The sequence below is a fragment of the Bradyrhizobium sp. MI1.11 genome (assembly GCF_055811255.1).
Map to the genome: position 1 here is coordinate 1 of NZ_JBVVPM010000021.1, position 22082 is coordinate 22082.

Consider the following 22082-nt stretch of genomic DNA (forward strand, 5'->3'; position numbering starts at 1 on the left):
CGCCGCAGCCGACCAAATCATGAACGACTGTTACCCATCCATCCGGTCTGTTTTGTTACCCATCCATCCGCTGGACAGGAGAGGGGTAGCCACACGGCGTGCTCTGTCGAATGAAGCGAGACTCTGTTGCCGTCACTTCGCAGGTCGCCGACACCTTTTGCTGGGCCACCCCTCTCCCCAACCCTCCCCCACAAGGGGGGAGGGAGCCGAGCGGAGTGTGGAGCGCGGCCTTGTTCAGCAGCTGGAAGGACTCAAAACACCACGCCCACTTTCGTGCCGCGCTTCCACGCCACGCGGCAGCGCTTCTTGGTGTTGACATGCAGCAGCTCGAAGCGATCGGGAATCTTCACCTGGCCGCCGAGATCGACGCAGGCGCCGCCCGGCGAATAGTCGATCAGCGTGCAGGGGATCACCGGCGCGCGCGGGTCGGTGATGATCTTGGCCTGGCGGGACACGAGGCCTGCGGGTTTGACGCGGGCATGTCGGCGCGGATGCATTGGCACTCTCCTCCAATTTCCGCGGATGGCGCGGGTGGTTTGTCGATGATGCCAAGGAGTTGATTCGATCCGGCTAAGGCGGGGCGGAGAATTTTAATGAAAAGTATTGGCGAATGGAGAAAGCGGCGGTAGCGGGGTGCGGCTGCCATCAAAGCCCGTCCGTCATTGCGAGCGCAGCGAAGCAATCCAGACTTCCTCTGCGGAAAGATTCTGGATTTCTTCGCTGCGCTCGCAATGACGAGCGGAGTCACCCCACCACGATCTCCCCCGCCTCGCCTCCAGCGCCCACACCCGGCGGCACCGGCATCGGCACCGTCACATACTCCTTCGGCAGATTCACCGGCCGATAGCCCGGCTCCACCGCCATCCGCTTCAACACGCTCTCGTGCACATGCGCGCCTTCGGGGATGAGGCGCGGTTCGCAATCCGGGATGTAGAGCCCCATAAACACCTTCCGCTCCGGCCATTCCTTGTAGGTCGCGCTCTTCGGCAGATACTCCAGCACGCGCCAGGGCACCGTCATCGAATCATGCAGCTCGCCGGTCTTGCCGGTGGTAGCCGGCGACACGTATTGGAACGGCGAGTTCTTGCGCTGGATGCCCCAGGCGAGCTGGTTCACCGTGCGCGGGTTGAAGTTCAGCCCCGCCTTCGTCGCCTCCTCGATCATCCAGAGCAGCGGATATTTGGACTCGCCGCTCTCGGCTTCCGGATAGCCGCCGCCGACGTCGCAATGCACGCCGGCGAACCACACCTGCAGGATGTCCTGCGGCTCCTTCTTGTCGTCGGGCACGAAGCGGTTGCGCCAGTAATCCTGCGGCTCCTCATACTGCTTGAGGCGGAACATGCAGCGCCGCTCGTCGATGGCGATCGCCTGGCGGAAGATGTTGACGCTGGGATTGCGCAGCGTGAAGGCGAGCTCCTCGAAGCTCGGCAAATAGCCCCGGTCGGCGCGCGGCACGATCACGCTCGCCACCGTGTCCCAGACGCCGATGAAGCGGATGGTCGGCCAGCGCGACGAGGTGATGCGTGCGAACTGGGCGGCGAGATCGAACTTGTTTTTCGGCAGCGGCCCGCTGTCGTCAAAACCCTCATCGACGAGGTCGCTGACATCGTTGCCGCGCCCGGTGCCGGAATATTGCTTGTAGGCGACGAGGCCACTGCCTGCGAGGTTGGCCTGCTCCGGCGAGATCAGGCCGATCTTGTGGATCAGCCCCGCCAGCACGCGCACGGTATAGGCGCCGCGCGAGAAGCCGAACAGGTAGATCCTGTCGCCCGGCGCGTAGTGCTCGACCAGGAAGCAATAGGCCGACAGCGTGTTGTCATCGAGCCCGTAGCCGGTGGCGAGCCCCAGCACCAGATTGACGTTGGCTTTCCAGCGGTGCCACGTCGACGGCTCGGTCACCGTGCCGACCCCGGGATCGTAGAACACCATCTGCCGCGGCCGCGTCTTGGCGGTCTTGCGCAGGCAGCGATAGAGCTTCAGGACGTTGGAGATATTTTCGGAAATCTCGTTGCCGGTGCCGTCACAGCAGATGACGAGATTCTTCGGCTCGGATGTGTGGTCGGCGTTGCGCTCGTGCTCCACAGTACGCCCCTCCCGCTGATGCTACCCGGGCGAGTATAGCGGAAAAGCGCGGGGAGAAGGAGATGTATGGCCGGAAGTTCGACTGCGGCCGTCCTTCGAGACGCCCGCCTGCGGCGGGCCCTCAGGATGAGGGATGAGTGTGCGGTGGCATTTCAACGCAGATGAGTGCAGCCAAGCCTCATCCTGAGGAGACCGCGAAGCGGTCGTCTCGAAGGACGAGGCGCTCGCTCAGGCGCCGCTGAGCGTCATATGCGAGAGCCCCGCCGTTGTGAAAGAGGCCGCCCCGCTACTTCTTCTTCTGCCCGATCTCCGGCTGCCACGCCGCATCCTTGCGGCTGGGCGCTGCGGCGCTGGTCTTGATCTTGTCTTTCTTCGGCTTCTTGGTCTCGCGGTTGCTGCGTTGTTGTCCCTTGGCCATGACGTCGTCTCCTCCTGGGTTTCGAGTTCGCCCGCGTACGAGATCGGCGCTGCAATGGTCGCTGGGCATGACGACGAGACGCCTCCGCCCGAGCCATTGAAGATCGCCGCCGCGCACACGAGGCGCGAAAGATGCAGCGCAACATCGACGCGCGGCAATTGCGTGAGCTGCGCTGACGTGGTCGAGCGTACGCCCGCGTCCTGCCGATGGCGAGGACTAAAACGCCGCGTGCGAGCACCGCGCTTGCCGCTTAAGTCCCGGCCCACGCTGACATAATGCTGGCTATTGCCGGGTAACAAGCGCATGGTCGTGACCAGCTGGTGTCGGTTGGGGCCCCTTCTTTGCGAAAGGCAGGCGCGCATGACCATCCGCTCGCGGCGAGAAACCATCACCTTCAAGCATCCATTCCACATCCGCGGCCTCGAGCGCGAATTGCCGGCCGGCGCTTATGAGGTCGTCACCGACGAGGAGATGATCGAGGGCCTGTCCTTCGCGTCCTATCGCCGCGTCGCCACCATGATCACGGTGCCCTCCGAAGGCGTGCGCGGTGCGACGGAGATGCTGTCGATCGGCTCGGTCGACCTGGCGGATGCCCAACGTATCGACGCGAGTGCCTGAAATGACTGACATCCCGGTCGATCTCGACAGCCACCGCGGCATGGCCGCCCAGAAGGCAACCGATCTGCGCCGCGCGCTGGCCGATGTCGAGGCCCAGGTCAGGGAGCTGCGCGAGCGCGAGGCCGAGCTCGAAAACCGCATGATGTCGGTGCCCGCCACGTCCTGGCCGGAGGCCGCCGTGAAGGCCCGCCATCTGCTCAACCTCTATGCCGCGAGCCTGCCCACCGAGGACACCCGCCACCGGGCGCTGGTCGCCGCGCTGTTCGACGATTTCGCAAGGCTCAACGGCGACGGCTGAACGCGACCAACTCGTGGCGCTATAGCGCAGCGCTCGCAAACACAGGCGTCGTCCTGGCGAAAGCCAGGACCCATAACCACCGAAGCGCATTGTTGTGCACCCTCGTGCCACAGCCCGCTTCGATAACGCCGACCGGCGCCCCCGTGCGCATCGCGCACAAGGCCGGCACGACGCGCGGACGCAAAAGGAGTACCCCATGACGCTCACCACCAGCCGCTTCATCGCCCACGACCAGGACCGCGGCATCGTCCAGTTCTCGATGCAGGACGGCGCGAAGGAGATCGCCTGCGCGATCTCGACCTCCGCCATGGACGACCTCGAGCGCGGCCCGCGCGCCCGGCCCAGCGAGCGCGAAGAGCAGTTCACGCGCCTGCGCGAACGCATCGAAGCCTGCACCGGACGCAAATATCAGGCGACGGAGTTCGAAGGCACGCCGCCGGGGATCGTGCTGCGGAGCATTGATTTTCGGGGGTAGGGGGCGCGAGGACGCCTACTTCGCCGAACTAGTGCGAAGCCCAGTTCACCCGCCTCCGCCGAACAGCCAATGACCAGGTTTCGAATCAGCATTGGGTGGCTGGATCAAAGAACTAGCGTCATGAGGCCCACCGCAGATCATCACAATATCTAGAGATCGCGCTGCGTTAGTAGCCCGGATTCTATAGCGCCCGCTATGAGCCGACTCGGTCCCCTTGCCTTTTCTCCGAGGAGCTCAACTCGATAACGCGCGCGGCTTATCGCAACATACAATCGATTGTGAGACACGTAAGATAGAAAGTTTTTGCTGCTGAAATCTTCATCGCTGGCGGATGGCGGAACTCGCCCACCATCGACGCCGACGATGATGACTCCATGAAACTCCAGGCCGCCCACAAAATCGGCGTGACCAACAACCCATTGTGATGCATCGCGCGCCGCGCCAACTGCGGTAGCATCTCCTCGCCGAGTAAGAACAATTGCGGGCTTGTTTTTACTCCGAGCATATTCGGTCAATTCAGTGACAAGGTTGCCGCTCAGGCTGACGATCAGAATGTCGCTGCGACGGCATCCAAGGTCCTTCTGTAACGCTTCAGCGCGCTCAAAAGCGCCCTCGATTAAGGTCTGCTCATTTGCGGCATAGTAGTAGATTGGCTCAGCGCAGAGCCGTTCCTCGCCTTCAGTAAACCCTGAGGCCGCAGCTTCCATCGGGTTGTCAAAGTTAGTGAAAAGCGTTGCTCCAGAGGCCAGGACCGCGAATGCCAAATTTACAATGTCAGGCGAGGACCTAAAGACCGTTCTGACGAACTCGGCTTGTTCAGCCGCCCCTTGAGAATTTACAAGGTTGCTTGCGATATCCTCGGTACTCCATCCCTTATCTCCAACAGCCTGCGATCTATCGACCGAATATGCGATCGGATATGGCCCTTCGATCCGGGTGAAATAGTGAAAGAGCTGCAGCTCGTTGATATTGAACAGATGTGTTTCGTCGATAAGAACTGCATCATATCCGTCGCGCGTGCGCCGTCGTCGCCAGATCGGCGTGTCTAGCTGGCCAATGGTCGTCAATACGACGTCATCCGTGTCGAATTGACCGACTGAGCTTACCCTTGCTTCCAACGGGCGAGTTGCTGAACGCGCTGATCTAGCTCGACGAATTTTGTCTCGGTCCGCTTTAGTTTTTTTCCGCACCGTCTGCTCGAATATATGTTTCAAGAATCGAAGCCGGGGTCTGAGAAGTTAATATGCTAAGGGGCAGGTCGATTGTCTTCAGCGCAGACGCGGTTTTGGATATCAAATCAGCGGAAACTCTCGACAAGACTAACTCATAGCCGTCGACTTTTAGCCAGTCGCGGAGTGGGACAGCCGGGGCATAGTTGAGTACGTTATATTTGTCTTGCTCAAGATCGCACCGCGCGGTGAGCACCAAGCCGTGGACTGGGCAATTTGGATAGCGTTCTGCTTTTGCGCACGAAAAAATTGATCCCTGATTCATCTGCCCTAGCAGCGGTTCCTTGATCGTCATCCCATCCCACTCAGGAAATTTTCGAGATGGTAACGGTGGATCGATGCAACTAAAATGAGCAATAAGGCTTAGTTGCTCCCGTCGGTGGAGCCTACGTATGCCGCCAAAACAAAAACGGCCCGATCTTCCGATCCGGCCGTCACGCAAAACTTGATCCGGCTAAAGCCTACGCCACCCGACGCAAGCCTCCGCCCAATCCGAAAACTCTTAGCTCGCCTTCTTCGCCGGCGCGGGGGCCGGGCCGACCTTCTTCTGGATGGCGCGCTTCAGCTCGAGGGCGCGCGGCGACAGCACGGCGGCCTTGGCCTTGAGCAGGAAGGGATCGAGGCCGCCATTGTGGTCGACGCTCTTGATCGCGTTGGTGGAGACGCGCAGGCGCACGTTGCGGCCCAGCGCTTCGCTGATGAAGGTCACGTTGACCAGGTTCGGCAGGAAGCGGCGCTTGGTCTTGATGTTGGAGTGGCTGACCGTGTGGCCGACCTGGGGGCCCTTGGCCGTCAATTCGCAGCGGCGAGACATGGCAAAATCCTCAATCTTTCCCAACGATGTGCGGCCGCCATTCGGGGCGCCACGGGCAAATTCTCTGTCCTTGCAGGGAGCGGGCGGACGTATAGGGGGGAAGCGGCGGGACGTCAAGGTTTTGGGGCGGGTTTCGTGCTCCAAGGTAGGTGTCATCGCCCGGCTCGACCGGGCGATCCAGTACGCCGAGACGGCGCGGCTGACCAGAGGGGCCGCGGCGTACTGGATGCCCCGCCCCAGTGCGCAAAAGGCGGGGCATGACAGCGGTGGAGGTGGCGGGGTGAGGTGCGCGGTTCTGACCCGCCCCGATCACCAAAACGGCAATGATTATCGCGCCTTACCATCACATAAAGGGCGTATTCGCGCCCGAAGAGTCCAGTGGAGTTCCGGACGCGGAGTGGCCCGGACACATTGCTTGGCGCGCTATTTGGCTTAAGTAACAACCGTTCGCGCCCCGATTGGATTGTTTCGTGCTCACAACGTCTCATCTTGCGCCAAGCCTGCGCCCAAATGAGCTGCGCTCAGCGGAGCGGCGCGCAAGGAATCCACGCGTAAGTCATCCGCGCTCTGCCGGAAGCTGGGTCATGGCGGCCCTTTTCGGGCTGGTCTTGGCGTGGGCGGCGGAGCCCGCGGCGGCGCAAGGCAAGCTCGAGGCGCAATACGAGGCGACGCTGTCGGGCATTCCCGTAGGCCGAGGCGCCTGGAACATCGACATCCAGGACGATGTGTTCGCGGCCGCGGCCTCCGGCGGTACCTCGGGGCTTTTGAAATCGTTCGCGGGCGGGTCGGGCACCGGCGCCTCGCAGGGCCGCGTCGTTAACGGCGCGCTGGTCGCGACCGGCTATCAGGCCTCCACCACCACGTCGAAGAAGACCGAAGAGATCCGCATCACGCTCGACAAGGGCAATGTGAAGGATTTTGCCATCCTGCCGGAGCCGCCGGTCGATCCCGACCGCATCGTCGTCACCGACGCGCATCGCCGCGGCGTCTGGGACCCGATGACGGCCTCGCTGGTGCGCGTATCAGGCAGCGGCGACGTGCTGTCGCCGGACGCCTGTCACGGCAGCGCCGCCGTGTTCGACGGCCGCATGCGCTACGAGCTCAAGCTCGATTTCAAGCGCATGGAGAACGTGAAGGCGGAGAAGGGCTATCACGGCCAGGTCGTGGTCTGCTCGCTGTATTTCGTCCCCATCGCCGGCTACATCCCAGACCGTCCCGTGATCAAATATCTCGCCGCCCAGCGCAACATCGAGGTCGCGTTCGCGCCGATCGCGGGAACGCGCATCCTGGTCCCGTTCTGGCTGAAAGTGCCGACCCCGCTCGGGCCGGCCATGCTGGAAGCCACCAGCTTCATCACCACGGCCCAGCCGCCCAAGGTCGCGAAGACGCAGTAGGGCGCTGCAGTTGCCGCTGCCGTAGCCCGGATGGAGCGCAAGCGTAATCCGGGGTTCTTTGCTTGGCTCCCGCATTACGCTGCGCTTCATGCGGGCTACGGACCGCCCTTTTTGGCGAAAATAAACGCAAGCGATTTCAATGGCATGCCTACTGTGCATGGGGTTGTTTTCGCACTTTTTGTTTGGGAGGGCTCCAGGGCCGGGAATCCATTTGACTCCTCCCCGATTCTGATTCGACTCCGCGCCGTCCCCAGCTTTAACGAATCCGCCACCGAAACGTCGCTTGTGCGGCGGGCCAAAACTCCATCTAGTGCGAACCCAATAAGCCTCCCGCGACATCTTGCGAGAACGGAACAGGACTCAAGGGGGAGTCAGCGATTCGGCCGCGATTCGTTCTCAACTCGTTCCGAAGCTTAAAGCCAACGGGAAAAGCGTCGCAAAGTGAGACAGTTGCGCGAGGTTCGGGGAAGGGCGCCGCATTCTCCGCCGTCATGCCCCGGCTTGACCGGGGCATCCAGTACGCCGCGCCCTCTCGGTTTGATCTGCGCCGCCTCTGGAATACTGGATCGCCCGGTCGAGCCGGGCGATGACAGCAGTGTGTGAGGCCGGCCCTTCGCGCCACCGCCCCAAAACAGCACTGACATTCGCCCCAATCGCCATTACCTAATCCCCCAGATGCCTTTTTCCTCCTCCCCCTTCGCTTCCGAGCGGCTTCCCGGCGCCGGCGTCACTGCGGTGCTTGGTCCCACCAACACCGGCAAGACCCATCTCGCCATCGAGCGGATGCTCGCGCATCCCTCCGGCATGATCGGGCTGCCGCTGCGTCTGCTGGCGCGCGAGGTCTACAACAAGATCGCAGCAAGGGTCGGCCCCGACGCCGTCGCGCTTGTGACCGGCGAGGAAAAGATCAAGCCGAAATCGCCGCGCTACTGGGTCTCGACCGTGGAGGCGATGCCGCGCGATCTCGACGTCTCGTTCCTCGCCGTCGACGAGGTGCAGATCGCCTCCGATCTGGAGCGCGGCCACGTCTTCACCGATCGCATCCTCAACCGGCGTGGCCGCGACGAGACGCTGCTGCTGGGCGCTGCGACCATGCGGCCGATTATCGAGCGGCTGCTGCCGGGCGTCTCCATGATCACGCGGCCGCGTCTGTCGCAGCTGGAATTCGCCGGCGACCGCAAGATCACGCGGCAGCCGCGGCGCACCGCCATCGTCGCCTTCTCGGCTGACGAGGTCTACGCCATCGCCGAGCTGATCCGCCGGCAGCATGGCGGCGCCGCCGTGGTGCTGGGCTCGCTGTCGCCGCGCACCCGAAACGCGCAGGTTGCGATGTTCCAGAACGGCGAGGTCGATTACCTCGTCGCCACCGACGCGGTCGGCATGGGGCTCAATCTCGACGTCGACCACGTCGCCTTCGCCTCCGACCGCAAGTTCGACGGCTACCAGTTCCGCCGCCTGACGCCGTCCGAATTCGGCCAGATCGCCGGCCGCGCCGGCCGCGCCACCCGCAACGGCACCTTCGGCACCACCGGCCGCTGCGCACCGTTCGAGCCCGAGCTCGTCAATGCGCTGCAGAACCACACCTTCGATCCCGTGAAGGTTTTGCAATGGCGCAATTCGAAGCTGGATTTCGCTTCCCTCGGCGCGCTCCAGGTCTCGCTGAACCTGGCCCCCGGCCACGAGGCGCTGACGCGCGCGCCCATCGCCGAGGACATGCGCGTACTCGACCACGCCGCCCGCGACGCTGAGGTGCGCGATGTCGCGCACGGCAAGGATGCGGTGGAACGGCTGTGGGAGGCCTGCCAAATCCCCGATTATCGAAAGCTGTCGCCGGCCGCCCATGCCGAGCTGGTCACCACGCTGTACGGCTTTCTGATGCGGAAGGGATGTATCCCCGACGCCTGGTTCAGGACCCAGATCGACCAGGCCGACCGCGTCGACGGCGATATCGACACGCTGTCGGCCCGGATCGCGCAGATTCGCACCTGGACCTTCGTCGCCAACCGTCCCGACTGGCTGAAAGACCCCGAACGCTGGCAGGGGATCGCCCGCGAGGTCGAAAATAAATTATCGGATGCGCTCCATGAACGCTTGACTGAGCGTTTCGTTGATCGCCGGACCAGTGTATTGATGCGCCGCCTGCGGGAGAACACGAGCTTGAATACTGAAATCGGCAAGACCGGCGAAGTCATCGTCGAAGGCCATGTCATCGGCCGCCTCGATGGCTTCACCTTTGCACCGGATGCGGCGGAAGCCGGCTCCGATGCGAAAGCGTTGCAGGCTGCAGCGCAGGCCGTGCTCGCCGGCGAGATCAACGCGCGCGCCGAAAAACTGGGCAACGCACCGGACGAGCAGTTCGTGCTGACTTCGGAAGGCATCATCCGCTGGACCGGCGATGCCGTGGCGCGGCTGTCTGCCGCAGAGGACGCGCTGCATCCGCGCATCCGCATCATCTCCGACGAACGCCTCACGGGCGCCCCCCGCGACAAGGTGCAGGCCCGGCTCGAGCTCTGGCTCAAGACGCATATCGAAAAGCTGCTCGGGCCGCTGTTCGAGCTCAGCAAGGCCGAGGACGTCACCGGCATCGCCCGCGGCATCGCCTATCAGCTCGTCGAGGCGCTCGGCGTGCTGGAGCGCCCGAAGATCGCCAACGAGCTGAAGGACCTCGACCAGCCCTCGCGCGCGACCTTGCGCAAATATGGCGTCCGCTTCGGCGCCTATCACCTCTATTTCCCCGGCCTGCTCAAGCCGGCCGGGCGTGCTCTGGCCGCGCTGCTCTGGGCGCTGAAGCAGGACAATGTCGATCCCTCCGCGCTGTCGGGCGCGCAGCATCTGGCGAGCTCCGGCCGCACCTCGTTCCCGGTCGACAAGCAGCTGCCGCGCGACGCCTATCGCGTGCTCGGCTACAAGCAGGCCGGCGAGCGCGCCGTCCGCGTCGACATCCTGGAGCGCCTGGCCGATCTGATCCGTCCGGCGCTGGCCTGGCGCGAGAACGCGTCCGGCGAAAAGCCCGCCGGTGCGTTCGACGGCCGCAGCTTCGTGGTGACGCAGGCGATGACCTCGCTCACCGGTTCGGCCGGCGAAGATTTTGCCTCCGTGCTGCGTGCGCTCGGCTATCGCATGGACAAGCGCCCGCCGCTGCCGGCGAAGCCGGCCGCGCCTGTTGCCGAGACGCCTGTTGCTGAAGCCTCCAGCGAAGAGGCACCCGCAACCGAAACGCCGGTCGAGGACGCCGCAGTGCCTGCGGAAACCGCGATCGAAGCCGCCGCCGAGCCTGTGACCGTCGAAGACGCGCCCGGCATGGAGCAGCACGACGAGCCGGTGCAAGACGAGCCGGCGCTCGAAGCTTCCGTCACGCCGGAAGACGCTCCCGGCATCGCGCCACCTGCGGAAGAAGCTGCGGCACCCGTTGAAGCCGCCGAAACCGCTCCCGCCGAAACCGCACCTGCCGAGACCGCGCCTGCAGAGACTGCTGCAGCCGAAGCCGCTGCGTCGGCCGATGCGGCTGCGCCTGTGGAAGCCGCGGCAACGCCCGCCGAGCCCGAGCTCATCGAGGTCTGGCGTCCCGCCGGCCGTCACGATGATCGCAAGCCGCGCCACGAGCGCCATCGCAACCAGCGTCATCACCAGCCGCGTCCGCAGGCGGCCGCTGAAGCCGGCGCTGCGCCTGCCGAAGGCGAAGCCCAGCCTGCCGCCGACGGCGAGAAACGCGGTGAGCGTCATCGCCATGGCGGCGGTCATCGCCGGGATTCCGGCCGCGATGGCGGCAGGGACTTCCGCAAGCCGCGCGAAGGCGGCGCCGAAGCCGCGCCGCGTCCCGAGGGGCGCGACGACAAGAACCGTCGCTTCGAGGGCAAGAATGGCGGCAACAAGGACCGCGACAACAAGGATCGCAACAAGGGCAAGTTCGGTGGCGGCGATCGCGACAAGGGTCGCGACAACCGTGGCCGCGACCGCGACAAGGGCCGCGACCGCCAGGGCGGACCCTCGCTGCGTCCCTATGCATCGAGCGCCAATCCGCGCGAACGCGATCGTCCTGTCGATCCGAACTCGCCGTTTGCAAAACTCGCTGCGCTAAAGGAGCAGCTGTCCGGGCGTAAGGAGTAGCACAGCGTTTTCAAGCGAAGTGCGGAGCGGTTCGCGTGAAGAAAACGCGTCAGAGGGAATAGGGTCACGACCGAGCGGCAGCGCATCGACAAATGGCTATGGCACGCGCGGGTGGTGAAGGCGCGCACCTCCGCTGCCGAGCTTGTCGAGTCCGGCCATGTTCGCGTCAACGGTGCACGCGAGAAATCGCCGGGGCATGCGATCAAGATCGGCGACGTGCTCACCATCGCGCTCGATCGCACTGTGCGCGTCTTGAAAGTCACCGCCTTCAACGAACGCCGCGGCGATGCCGCCTCGGCCCGTGTGCTCTACGAAGAGCTCGGTGAAGGCCATCCGAATTCTCAGCGCAATTAATTGCGCTTTGAATTCATTTCTTGGTCGATCAAGCGCATAAAGCCGTCATGATCGGCCGTTCCTGAGCTTGCGGCGCCGGGCCATCCGCGCTACGCAAGCCGCGACTTTTAAAAGAGCTTTTCGGAGCGTTGGATGACTTACGTCGTCACTGAAGCGTGCATCAAGTGCAAGTACACCGACTGCGTCGAGGTCTGCCCGGTCGATTGTTTCTACGAGGGCGAGAACATGCTCGTCATCCATCCTGACGAGTGCATCGATTGCGGCGTGTGCGAGCCGGAATGTCCCGCCGATGCCATCAAGCCGGACACGGAACCGGGCCTGGAAAAGTGGCTCACGGTCAACGCCGACTACGCCAAGAGCTGGCCGAACATCACCCAGAAGAAAGAATCACCTGCCGACGCCAAGGATTTCGACGGCATGGAGGGCAAGTTCGACAAGTATTTCTCCGCGAACCCCGGCTCCGGCGACTAATTCGGGTCAAACTTAACCCTATTAGCGGCGTTACCGCCGAAAACCAGCCCTTAAGACCCTAAATCATTGATTTTTGCGGGAAATGTGCTATATTGGGCACATTGAGCCGAACCCTGGTTAGCCCCGTCGGCCCCGTTGGGTTCCCGTGAAACCAAATGTCGAACAGGGGCGTGGCAGTTTCCGCGCGCAGGCTGTGTCACAGAAAACGCGTAAAAAGAGTACTTCAGCGAAGGCTTCCCATAAGGACGCCAAGAAAGTCGCCGCGGCCAGCCGTAGCGCATCCAAGGGTCGGACCGCGACTAAGGCGCCGGCTGCAAAGTCCTCGAAGAACAAAAGAAGCGCAATGCCTAACAAGACTGCCAAGCCGGCCGCGAAAGCGACCGTTGCCAAGCCTGTTGCCGCCAAGCCTGCCGCCAAGCCTGCCGCCAAGCCCGCTGTTGCCAAGACGCCCGCTGCCAAGGCTCCCGCTGCCAAGCCCGCCGCGCCAAAGGCTCCTGTTGCGGCTGCTCCTGCCAAGGCTCCCGTCGCTGCCGCCAAGCCGGCCGTGAAGCCCGCGGCTGTTGCGCCGAAGGTCGAGGAAAAGAAGGTCGTGACCCAGCGTCAGGGCTTCAAGGCCAACGAATTCGTCGTCTATCCCGCCCACGGCGTCGGCCAGATCCTGGCCATCGAGGAGCAGGAGATTGCCGGCGCGAAGCTCGAGCTGTTCGTCATCAACTTCATCAAGGACAAGATGACGCTGCGCGTGCCGACCGCCAAGGTCGCCAATGTCGGCATGCGCAAGCTGTCCGAGCCCGCGCTGGTGAAGCGTGCGCTCGAGACCCTCAAGGGCCGTGCCCGCGTCAAGCGCACCATGTGGTCGCGCCGCGCCCAGGAATACGAAGCGAAGATCAACTCGGGCGACATCGTCGCGATCGCGGAAGTCGTGCGCGACCTCTATCGCTCCGAATCGCAGCCCGAGCAGTCCTACAGCGAACGCCAGCTCTATGAAGCCGCGCTCGACCGTCTCTCCCGCGAGATCGCGGTGGTGCAGCACTCGACCGAGACCGAAGCGGTCAAGGAGATCGAGGCCCAGCTCGCCAAGAGCCCGCGTCGCACCGGCGCCAAGTCCGAAGCCGCCGAAGGCGAAGCCGACGCCGAGGGCGATAGCGACGAGACCGAGGGCGGAGCCACGGTCGCCGACGAGGCCGCGTAAGCGGCTCGCGCGTCGATCGCAACAGATCAAAAGCCCGGCCGTTTGGCCGGGCTTTTTGTTTGGGGCGCCGGATGATCTTGCTCGGTCCGTAGGGTGGGTTAGCCGAAGGCGTAACCCACGATGCTGCCGCAAAGAAGTGGTGGGTTACGCTTCGCTAACCCACCCTACAAAGTTAACCAACCTCACTTCACCGGCCGCTTCTCGAGCTTCCGCGCCAGCGTCCGCCGGTGCATCCCGAGCCGTCTTGCCGCTTCCGAGATGTTGAAATCGGTCTCGATCAGGGTCTGGTGGATGCGTTCCCATTCCAGCGTCTTGATCGATGTCGGCCGGGCGTCGAGCGCAACCTCGGCATTGCCTGCGGCCTTGTTGAAGGCGGCCTCGATGTCGTCGGTGTTCGACGGCTTGGCGAGATAGTGGCATGCGCCGAGCTTGATGGCCTCGACCGCGGTGGAAATGCTGGCGAAGCCCGTCAGCACCACGATCAGCATCTCCGGATCGTGCGTGTGCAAGAGTTCGACACAGGCGAGCCCCGAGGCGCCGCCGAGCTTGAGGTCGACGACGGCATAGCCGAACGATCGCTCCTCCAGAACTTTCCGCACGTCCTCGATCGAGGCGGCGAGCACGACCTCGTAGTCGCGGCGCTCGAACGAACGCTTCAGGGTGCGGGCGAAGCCGGCATCGTCCTCGACGACGATGAGCGAACGGTCAGGCGTCAAAGCTGCCTCCGATCGCGAGCGTGGCGAGCGGCAGCGTGAGGCGGACCGTGGCGCCGCGCTTCCTGTGGTTCTCGGCAGTCACGCTGCCGCCAAGCTTGCGCACCACATTCACCACCAGGAACAGGCCGAGCCCGCCGCCGGCGCGGCCCTTGCTCGACTGATAGGGCTTTCCGAGCTGTGCCAGCATCTCCGGCGCAAAGCCGGGGCCGCGATCGCTGATCGACAGCACGAGATTATCGCCCTCGCGCTCGGCAACGAGCTCGACCCAGTCGCGCGAGACCTCGTAGGCGTTGTCGAGCACGTTGAAGATCACCTGTTTCAGCGCGACGTCTGAGGCGATCGCGACGTCTTCGCCGAAGGTGTTGACGAAATACAGCGTGCGCGCCGAGCGCGCGTCGCGCCACTCTTCCACCAGCGCCGTGACGAAAGCCGCCACCGTCGTCGGCGACGATCCTTCGCCGCGGGCTTCGCCCGCCGACACCAGAATGCCTGTCACGATCGACTTGCAGCGTTGCAGCGAGGTCTCCATCTCCGCGAGGTCCTCGGCCAGCTCCTGATCGGCGGCAAGGTCGGGCATGCGGCGCCAATCGCCGAGGATGACCGAGAGCGAGGCGAGCGGCGTCCCGAGCTCGTGAGCCGCGCCGGAGGCGAGCAGGCCCATGCGCACGATATGATCCTGCTCGGCGGCATGCTGGCGCAGCGCCGCCAGATGCGCGTCGCGCTCGCGCAAATTCCTGTTGATGCGGGTGACGAACACCACCAGCAGCACGGCGTTGAGCACGAAGCCCAGCAGCATGCCGGCAACCGTGAGCGTGTAGGTCTCGCTCAGCGGGTTCGGCGGCAGATCGAGCGGCCGATAGGCGACGGTCAGCCAGACGAAGCTCGCGCAGGTCAGCGCGACCAGCGACCAGGTCGAGCGGCCATCGAGCAGCACCGCGCCCAGCGTCACCTGGAGCAGGAACAGCGAGGTGAAGGGATTGGTGGCGCCGCCGCTGAGATAGAGCTGCGCGGTCAGCGCAGCGACGTCCAGCATCAGGGCGACCAGCAGCTCGTTGTTGGTGATCGCGGCGCGATGGCGCACCCACACCAGGCTGGAGACGTTGAGAAATATCAGTGCGCCGATCACCGCGCCCATGCGGGTGAGAGGCAGGGGAATGCCGAGCCAGACATGCACGCCGCCGATGGTCACGATCTGCCCGACCACTGCCGTCCAGCGCAGCTGGATCAGCAGCGCCATGTTCTTGCGGTTGGTCTCGTCGTCGGTCGGCGCAGCGCCGATCAGCTCGCTGCGCGCGTCCGCCTGCGATTGCAGCGTGACGGCGACATGCGTTCTTCCGTCGTCAGGTGGGCTCGACGATCGTTCCAGCATCTGATCCCGTCCTGCGGGCGTCGGCATCGGAGCCGTCGGCCGCTTCGTGGACGAAGCCGCTCCAGGGCTTCCTGCGGCGGAACAGCCCGCCGCCGAATGTGACGATAAGTCTGCCGGCTAGCATGAAAGCCAGGGCAAACCACGTCAGCGCGTAGATCAGGTGGTTATTGGGAAAGCTGATCACGGTCAATCCGCCGATTGGGCCGCCGCCGGATTGTGATCCAGCGTCGGCATCGACGAAGAAGGGCGCGACATGGTCGAGGCCGCGTGCCGCCGCAATCGCGGTGACATCCCGCGAGTACCAGCGATTGTGCTCAGGCACGTTGGTCCTGAGGAATCCGCCTTTTGGCTCGGTGACGCGCAAGAAGCCGGTGATCTCGACCTCGCCTTGCGGATTGCCGTCCCGGCGCGTCGACGCGTCGCGCCGGTCGGACGGCACGAAGCCGCGGTTGACCAGTACCAGCGTGCCGTCGTCGCGCCTGAGCGGTGTCAACACCCAATAGCCCGGGCCTTCTTCGGTAACGGCCTGAACCAGCGTCTCACGGTCATGCATGAAACGGCCGCTGACGCTGACGTGCCTGTATTCGTCGTTTGCGGCGGAGACGGTCGGCCATGCCGCTGGCGAGGGGATCGGCTGCGCCGGGGCATGAACGCGCTGCTCGACGCGGTCGATCAGCGCCAGCTTCCAGGCGCGGCGTTCGATCTGCCAGACGCCGAGCGCGATCAGAAGTGCAATGGCCGCGAGCGAGAGGACCGTGAGCCACAAGGACGGGTGCGCAGCGTCGCGGCGCGCCCCGTTTGCCTTGCTCGTCTCGGTCCGGATTTCGTTCATTTCATCCCGTTCATCTGGTGGATCGGCATCATGTTGCTGTTGAGATGGTTCATCACCCACAGCGAACCGGACAGGGCGATCACCACCATGACGATGGTGAAGATCAGCGCCATCATACTCCAGCCGTTCTCGGACGTCGTGTTCATGTGCAGGAAGTAGATCATGTGCACGACGATCTGCACGACCGCGAAGGCCATGATCACGAGCGCGGTGATCTGCTTGCTCGGAAGCGCGCCGCTCATCACCAGCCAGAAGGGGATCGCGGTGAGTACGACCGAGAGCACGAAGCCGAGCATGTAGGTCGAGAACGAGCCGTGCGCGTTGGCATGGCCGTCACCATGGTGATGATCGTCCGCGTGGGCGACGTGAGTATCGGTGTTCATCGCAGAACTCCCAGGAGATAGACGAAGGTGAAGACACCGATCCAGACCACGTCCAGGAAGTGCCAGAACATCGACAGGCACATCAGGCGGCGGCGGTTGGCCTCGATCAGGCCGAACTTCCAGACCTGCACCATCAGGGTCACCAGCCAGATCAGGCCGCAGCTGACGTGCAGGCCGTGCGTCCCGACCAGGGTGAAGAAGGCGGACAGGAAGGCGCTGCGCTGCGGCGTCGCGCCTTCATGGATCATGTGGGCGAACTCCGACAGCTCGATGCCGATGAACGCGGCGCCGAACAGGCCGGTGATCGCCAGCCAGATCTGGGTCTGGGCGATCTTGTTCTGCTGCATCGTCAGCATCGCAAAACCATACGTGATCGACGATAGCAACAGCATCGAGGTGTTCACCGCGACCAGCGGCAGCTCGAACAAATCCTTCGGCGCCGGACCGGCGGCGTAGTTGCCGCCGAGCACGCCGAAGGTGGCGAACAGGATCGCGAAGATGAGACAGTCGCTCATCAGGTAGATCCAGAAGCCGAGCGAGGTGCTGTAGCCTTCCGGATGCGGGTGTTCGTCGGCGAGGTAGAACACCGGCTCGCCGGTTTGCGTGGGATTGACAGCGACAGTCATTTACTTGGCTCCGGCGAGCAGTTTGGTGCGCGCGTCCTCGGCCCGGATGACGTCCTCGGCCGGAATGTCGAAATCGCGGTGATAGTTGAAGGTGTGACCGATGCCGACGGCGAGCATCGCGATGAAGCTCGCGGCGGCCAACCACCAGATGTACCAGATCAGGCCGAATCCCATCGCGGTGGCAAGGCCGGCGAGGATGATGCCGGTGCCGGTGCTGCTGGGCATGTGGATCGGCTTGAACCCGGTGAGCGGGCGCTGATAACCGCGCCTCTTCATGTCCCACCACGCGTCATTGTCGTGAACGACAGGAGTGAAGGCGAAGTTGTAGGCCGGCGGCGGCGAGGAGGTCGCCCATTCCAGCGTACGCGCATCCCAGGGATCGCCGGTGACGTCCTTGAGCTGCTCGCGCCTGAGGAAGCTGACTGCGAACTGCATCAGCATCGAGAGGATGCCAAGGAAGACCAGGAAGGCGCCAATGCCGGCGACGATGAACCAGATCTGCAGGCTCGGATCGTCGAACACGCGGAGGCGGCGGGTCACACCCATCAGGCCGAGCACATAGAGCGGCATGAAGGCGAGATAGAAACCCGTGACCCAGAACCAGAACGACAGCTTGCCCCAGAACGGGTCGAGCTTGAAGCCGAACGCCTTCGGGAACCAGTAGCCGATACCGGCGAACGCGCCGAACACCACGCCCCCGATGATCACGTTGTGGAAGTGCGCGATCAGGAACAGGCTGTTGTGCAGGACGAAGTCGGCCGGCGGCACCGCGAGCAGCACGCCGGTCATGCCGCCGAGCACGAAGGTCAGCATGAACGCGATCGTCCACATCATCGGCAGCTCGAAGCGGATGCGGCCGCGATACATCGTGAACAGCCAGTTGAACATCTTCGCGCCCGTCGGGATCGAGATGATCATCGTGGTGATGCCGAAGAAGGAGTTGACGCTGGCGCCCGACCCCATCGTGAAGAAGTGGTGCAGCCAGACCAGGTACGACAGGATGGTGATGACCACCGTGGCGTAGACCATCGAGGTGTAGCCGAACAGCCGCTTGCCCGAGAAGGTCGAGGTCACTTCCGAGAAGATGCCGAAGGCGGGGAGAACCAGGATGTAGACCTCGGGATGACCCCAGATCCAGATCAGGTTCACGTACATCATCGGGCTGCCGCCGAAATCGTTCGTGAAGAAGTTGGTGCCGACGTAACGGTCGAGAGAGAGCAGCGCGAGCACGACGGTCAAAACCGGAAAGGAAGCGACGATCAGCACGTTGGTGCAGAGCGCGGTCCAGGTGAACACCGGCATCCGCATCATGGTCATGCCGGGGCACCGCAGCTTGACGATGGTGCAGATCAGGTTGATGCCGGACAGTGTCGTTCCGACGCCCGCGACCTGTAGTCCCCATATGTAATAGTCGACGCCGACATCCGGACTGTAGCCGATGTTCGACAGCGGCGGATAAGCGAGCCACCCGGTGCGGGCGAATTCGCCGATGAACAGCGAGGCCATCACCAGCACCGCGCCGCCGACCGTCATCCAGAAGCTGAAATTATTCAGGAACGGGAACGACACGTCGCGCGCACCGATCTGGAGCGGCACGACGAAGTTCATCAGGCCGGTGACCAGCGGCATCGCCACGAAAAAGATCATGATCACGCCGTGGGCGGTGAAGACCTGGTCGTAGTGATGGGAGTTGAGATAGCCCTCCGAGCCGCCGAAGGCGAGGGCCTGCTGCAACCGCATCATCAGCGCGTCGGCGAAGCCGCGCAGCAGCATTACGATGCCGAGGATCATGTACATGATGCCGATGCGCTTGTGGTCGACGCTGGTGAACCACTCGCTCCAGAGATAACCCCAGAGGCGGAAATAGGTCAGGCCGGCAAACATGATGAGGCCGCCGGTCGCCACCACGGCGAAGGTGCCGACGACGATCGGCTCGTGCAGCGGCAGCGATTCGAAGGTGAGCCGGCCGAAGATGAGCTTGAGAAGATCAGGAGACATGCGGGATCTCTTTACGAATCTGACTTCGGACGTTGTCCGAGGAAGAAGGACGAGGACTTCAGCGGCGTGAAACTCGGCCGCTTCAGGCCGGCGCCGAGCAGCGGCGCGGTGTCGAGAGGCGCCGTGATGGAGGCGGTGGTCCTGCCCTGCGGCGCATCGGGCGTGCAGGTGCCGGCGACGAAGGTCGGCTCCGGCCCAAGCGCCGTGCCGCGGCGGGCGTACTTGTCGTAGGCCAGCGGCAGCGTGTTGTTCAGGCCCTCATGGCCGAGGCCGCCCTTGGCGTCGATTGCCATCATCTCGCTCTGGCACATCTTGCCGGTCTCGACGCACATGTTGAGGATCAGGCGGTAGAGATCGGAATCGACGGTGCCGTAGCGCCGCACCGGCTCGTTCTGGCTGGGTTTTTCGAGCTGGAGATATTCGGCGCGGCCGAGCGAGCCGCCGCCGGACTTGGCGCTTGCGATCCAGGCGTCAAAGCCCTTGTCGTCGAGGCCCTGGAAGTTGAAGTGCATGCCGGAGAAGCCGGCGCCGCTGTAGTTCGCCGAAAAGCCCCGATAGGTGCCGGCGTGGTTCACGACGGCGTGGAGCTTGGTCTCCATGCCCGGCATCGCGTAGATCTGGCCGGCCAGTGCGGGGATGTAGAACGAGTTCATCACCGAGGACGCGGTGATGCGGAAGTTGATGGGACGATCGACCGGAGCTGCCAGATCGTTGACAGTGGCGATGCCGTAGTCCGGATAGATAAAGAGCCACTTCCAGTCGAGCGCGACGACGTCGACCTCGAGCGGGGCCTTGGACTGGTCCACGGCGCGGTCGGCATGGATGCGGCCGAGCGCGCGATAGGGGTCGAGCAGATGCGTGCCCATCCAGGTCAGCGCGCCCAGGCAAACGATGATCAAGAGCGGCGCCGACCAGATCACCAGCTCGAGGCTGGTCGAGTGGTCCCATTCCGGCTCGTAGCGGGCGTCGGTGTTAGACTGGCGATAGCGCCAGGCGAACAGCACCGTCAGCGCCATCACGGGCACGACAATCAGGAGCATCAGGACGGTGGAGATGATGACGAGGTCGCGCTGCTGCGCTGCGATATCGCCGGCCGGCGCCAGCACGACGTAGTTGCAGCCGCTGAGCGCAACCGCCAGGGGTAGCAGCGCTAGAATCTTGAAACGGGACAAGGGCCGAGCCTTATGAGAATGAGTTTCTTTTGCGGGGCCAAGGGGTAGCTGCGGCGCAGCAATCCGGACATTGGACAATTTGTCCAATGTTGCACTGCGGGATGTTGCGCCAGACAGGGCTGGATCGCTTGGCGCCTCGCCGGGCGGTCGGCTTTGGTTTTCAGGACGTTAAGGGCGCACGAATGGCGATGGCACAGACCCCCGCAATGGCAGACCACTCGGGCGAGCACGGCCACGACCAGGCCAGTCCCGGCGAGATCGCCATCGGCGTCATCATCGGCCGCACCTCGGAATTCTTCGACTTCTTCGTCTTCGCGATCGCCTCGGTGATCGTCTTCCCGCGCCTGGTCTTTCCATTCACGAGCGAACTGACCGGCACCCTCTGTTCCTTCATGATCTTCGCGCTGGCCTTCATGGCCCGGCCGATCGGCACCGTCATTTTCATGACGGTCGACCGCGGGTACGGCAAAACGGCCAAGCTGATCTCGGCGCTGTTCCTGCTCGGCACCGCCACCGTCGCGATCGCATTCCTGCCCGGCTATCACGAGATCGGCGTTGCCGCGATCTGGCTGCTGGCGCTGGCGCGTATCGCACAGGGTCTGGCCTGGGGTGGCGCCTGGGACGGCATGGCCTCGCTGCTGGCGCTGAACGCGCCGCCTTCAAAGCGCGGCTGGTACGCGATGGTGCCGCAGCTTGGTGCGCCGCTCGGTCTGATCGTGGCGAGCGGGCTGTTCGCCTATTTCGCCGGAAATCTCTCGGCCGACGACTTCTTCGATTGGGGCTGGCGCTATCCGTTCTTCGTCGCCTTTGCCATCAACGTCGTGGCGCTGTTCGCGCGCCTGCGCATGGTGACGACGGAAGAATATGCCTCGCTGTTCGAGACCCGCGAATTGCAGCCCTCGCGCATCTCCGAGACGGTGGCGCGCGAAGGCCAGAACATCATGCTCGGTGCGTTTGCGCCACTGGCAAGCTTCGCTCTGTTCCATATGGTCACGGTGTTTCCGCTGTCCTGGGTGTTCCTGTTCACCCGCGAAAGTCCGGTGCGCTTCCTGATCATCGAGATCGTCGCCGCCGTGTTCGGCGTCGGCGCGATCGTGCTCTCCGGCGTCATCGCCGACCGCGTCGGCCGCAAGTCGCTGCTGATGGGATCGGCGATCGCGATCGCGATCTACAGCGGCTTCGCCCCGCAGCTGCTCGATGCCGGCGCGTTCGGCGAGACCATCTACATGGTGATCGGCTTCATCCTGCTCGGTCTGTCGTTCGGCCAGTCGTCGGGTGCGATCGCCTCGAACTTCAAGCAGGCGTATCGCTACACGGCTTCGGCGCTGACCTCCGACATGGCCTGGCTGTTCGGCGCCGGCTTTGCACCGCTGGTCGCGCTGTTGCTGGCGACCAACCTTGGCGTCATCGCCTCGGGTGCGTACCTGCTGTCAGGCGCGTTCTGGACCTTGCTCGCGCTCTGGCTCAGCGGCCAGCGCGAGGCCGGCGATATGGACGCGGGGCGCTGATCGGGCGGAGCTTGTAGGCTGGGCAA

At 63.9% G+C, this 22082-nt stretch carries 22 protein-coding genes; 9 read left to right on the plus strand and 13 right to left on the minus strand.

Annotated elements, in window-relative coordinates; genetic code table 11:
• Window positions 1–251: 251 nt before the first annotated feature.
• The 3 genes from AC0L30_RS21100 to AC0L30_RS21110 all read right to left on the minus strand — a co-directional run bounded on the left by AC0L30_RS21100 (window position 252) and on the right by AC0L30_RS21110 (window position 2500).
• Window positions 252–497, minus strand: a complete 246-nt coding sequence (locus tag AC0L30_RS21100; RefSeq protein ID WP_007599245.1) for a PilZ domain-containing protein — start codon at window positions 495–497, stop codon at window positions 252–254.
• Window positions 498–744: 247 nt separating this feature from the next.
• Window positions 745–2082, minus strand: a complete 1338-nt coding sequence (locus AC0L30_RS21105) for a DUF2235 domain-containing protein (RefSeq protein ID WP_473405091.1) — start codon at window positions 2080–2082, stop codon at window positions 745–747.
• 286 nt (window positions 2083–2368) lie between these two features.
• Entirely contained in the window at window positions 2369–2500 is a 132-nt protein-coding gene (locus AC0L30_RS21110; protein WP_007599247.1) for a hypothetical protein, read from the minus strand.
• A 360-nt stretch (window positions 2501–2860) separates the two neighbouring features.
• On the opposite strand from AC0L30_RS21110, the gene AC0L30_RS21115 reads away from it, so the two are divergent.
• From AC0L30_RS21115 to AC0L30_RS21125, 3 genes are all read left to right on the plus strand, one after another.
• On the plus strand, window positions 2861–3118 hold the full coding sequence (locus AC0L30_RS21115; protein ID WP_027515171.1) for a hypothetical protein: 258 nt from the start codon (window positions 2861–2863) through the stop codon (window positions 3116–3118).
• A gap of 1 nt (window position 3119) precedes the next feature.
• Window positions 3120–3416, plus strand: a complete 297-nt coding sequence (locus AC0L30_RS21120) for a hypothetical protein (RefSeq protein ID WP_018452940.1) — start codon at window positions 3120–3122, stop codon at window positions 3414–3416.
• Window positions 3417–3612: 196 nt separating this feature from the next.
• On the plus strand, window positions 3613–3891 hold the full coding sequence (locus tag AC0L30_RS21125) for a DUF1488 family protein (protein ID WP_085351675.1): 279 nt from the start codon (window positions 3613–3615) through the stop codon (window positions 3889–3891).
• Window positions 3892–4040: 149 nt separating this feature from the next.
• On the opposite strand, the gene AC0L30_RS21130 is transcribed toward AC0L30_RS21125, so the two are convergent.
• The 3 genes from AC0L30_RS21130 to rpmB all read right to left on the minus strand — a co-directional run bounded on the left by AC0L30_RS21130 (window position 4041) and on the right by rpmB (window position 5934).
• Window positions 4041–4958: a DEAD/DEAH box helicase gene (locus tag AC0L30_RS21130; RefSeq protein ID WP_473405092.1), complete on the minus strand. Its 918-nt coding sequence runs from the start codon at window positions 4956–4958 to the stop codon at window positions 4041–4043.
• A gap of 106 nt (window positions 4959–5064) precedes the next feature.
• Window positions 5065–5415 (minus strand): hypothetical protein, encoded by a 351-nt coding sequence (locus tag AC0L30_RS21135; RefSeq protein WP_473405093.1) that lies wholly within the window; start codon window positions 5413–5415, stop codon window positions 5065–5067.
• Window positions 5416–5622: 207 nt separating this feature from the next.
• Window positions 5623–5934 carry a 50S ribosomal protein L28 gene (gene rpmB / locus AC0L30_RS21140; protein WP_354159848.1) on the minus strand — a complete coding sequence of 104 codons (312 nt, stop codon included), beginning with the start codon at window positions 5932–5934 and terminating at the stop codon, window positions 5623–5625.
• Between the two features lie 584 nt (window positions 5935–6518).
• Between rpmB and AC0L30_RS21145 the strand changes: the two genes are divergently transcribed.
• The 5 genes from AC0L30_RS21145 to AC0L30_RS21165 all read left to right on the plus strand — a co-directional run bounded on the left by AC0L30_RS21145 (window position 6519) and on the right by AC0L30_RS21165 (window position 13452).
• Window positions 6519–7328 (plus strand): DUF3108 domain-containing protein, encoded by an 810-nt coding sequence (locus tag AC0L30_RS21145; RefSeq protein ID WP_473405094.1) that lies wholly within the window; start codon window positions 6519–6521, stop codon window positions 7326–7328.
• 675 nt (window positions 7329–8003) lie between these two features.
• Window positions 8004–11435, plus strand: coding sequence for a helicase-related protein (locus tag AC0L30_RS21150; RefSeq protein WP_219684848.1), 3432 nt, complete (start codon window positions 8004–8006; stop codon window positions 11433–11435).
• Window positions 11436–11519: 84 nt separating this feature from the next.
• Window positions 11520–11789, plus strand: a complete 270-nt coding sequence (locus tag AC0L30_RS21155; protein WP_083869901.1) for an RNA-binding S4 domain-containing protein — start codon at window positions 11520–11522, stop codon at window positions 11787–11789.
• A gap of 132 nt (window positions 11790–11921) precedes the next feature.
• The gene (gene fdxA / locus AC0L30_RS21160) at window positions 11922–12260 is read left to right on the plus strand and encodes a ferredoxin FdxA (RefSeq protein WP_007599264.1); all 339 of its coding nucleotides are present in this window, start codon (window positions 11922–11924) and stop codon (window positions 12258–12260) included.
• A gap of 343 nt (window positions 12261–12603) precedes the next feature.
• The gene (locus AC0L30_RS21165) at window positions 12604–13452 is read left to right on the plus strand and encodes a CarD family transcriptional regulator (protein WP_473254843.1); all 849 of its coding nucleotides are present in this window, start codon (window positions 12604–12606) and stop codon (window positions 13450–13452) included.
• A gap of 182 nt (window positions 13453–13634) precedes the next feature.
• Here the strand turns inward: AC0L30_RS21165 and AC0L30_RS21170 are convergent, their stop codons facing one another.
• Genes AC0L30_RS21170 through cyoA form a run of 7 tightly spaced genes read right to left on the minus strand, consistent with a single transcriptional unit; the run spans window position 13635 to window position 20548 of the window.
• The gene (locus AC0L30_RS21170) at window positions 13635–14168 is read right to left on the minus strand and encodes a response regulator transcription factor (protein WP_007599266.1); all 534 of its coding nucleotides are present in this window, start codon (window positions 14166–14168) and stop codon (window positions 13635–13637) included.
• Window positions 14158–15537 (minus strand): ATP-binding protein, encoded by a 1380-nt coding sequence (locus tag AC0L30_RS21175; protein WP_007599267.1) that lies wholly within the window; start codon window positions 15535–15537, stop codon window positions 14158–14160. The genes AC0L30_RS21170 and AC0L30_RS21175 overlap by 11 nt, the downstream gene beginning before the upstream one ends.
• Window positions 15509–16369, minus strand: coding sequence for an SURF1 family protein (locus tag AC0L30_RS21180; protein WP_473405095.1), 861 nt, complete (start codon window positions 16367–16369; stop codon window positions 15509–15511). The genes AC0L30_RS21175 and AC0L30_RS21180 overlap by 29 nt, the downstream gene beginning before the upstream one ends.
• A complete protein-coding gene (gene cyoD / locus AC0L30_RS21185; RefSeq protein ID WP_007599269.1) occupies window positions 16366–16752 on the minus strand; it encodes a cytochrome o ubiquinol oxidase subunit IV in 387 nt (128 codons plus the stop codon). The genes AC0L30_RS21180 and cyoD overlap by 4 nt, the downstream gene beginning before the upstream one ends.
• Window positions 16749–17378, minus strand: a complete 630-nt coding sequence (cyoC, locus tag AC0L30_RS21190; RefSeq protein ID WP_007599270.1) for a cytochrome o ubiquinol oxidase subunit III — start codon at window positions 17376–17378, stop codon at window positions 16749–16751. The genes cyoD and cyoC overlap by 4 nt, the downstream gene beginning before the upstream one ends.
• Entirely contained in the window at window positions 17379–19376 is a 1998-nt protein-coding gene (gene cyoB / locus AC0L30_RS21195) for a cytochrome o ubiquinol oxidase subunit I (RefSeq protein ID WP_473405096.1), read from the minus strand.
• Between the two features lie 11 nt (window positions 19377–19387).
• Window positions 19388–20548, minus strand: a complete 1161-nt coding sequence (cyoA, locus tag AC0L30_RS21200; RefSeq protein WP_007599273.1) for a ubiquinol oxidase subunit II — start codon at window positions 20546–20548, stop codon at window positions 19388–19390.
• 182 nt (window positions 20549–20730) lie between these two features.
• On the opposite strand from cyoA, the gene AC0L30_RS21205 reads away from it, so the two are divergent.
• On the plus strand, window positions 20731–22056 hold the full coding sequence (locus tag AC0L30_RS21205) for an MFS transporter (protein WP_473405097.1): 1326 nt from the start codon (window positions 20731–20733) through the stop codon (window positions 22054–22056).
• Window positions 22057–22082: the final 26 nt, after the last annotated feature.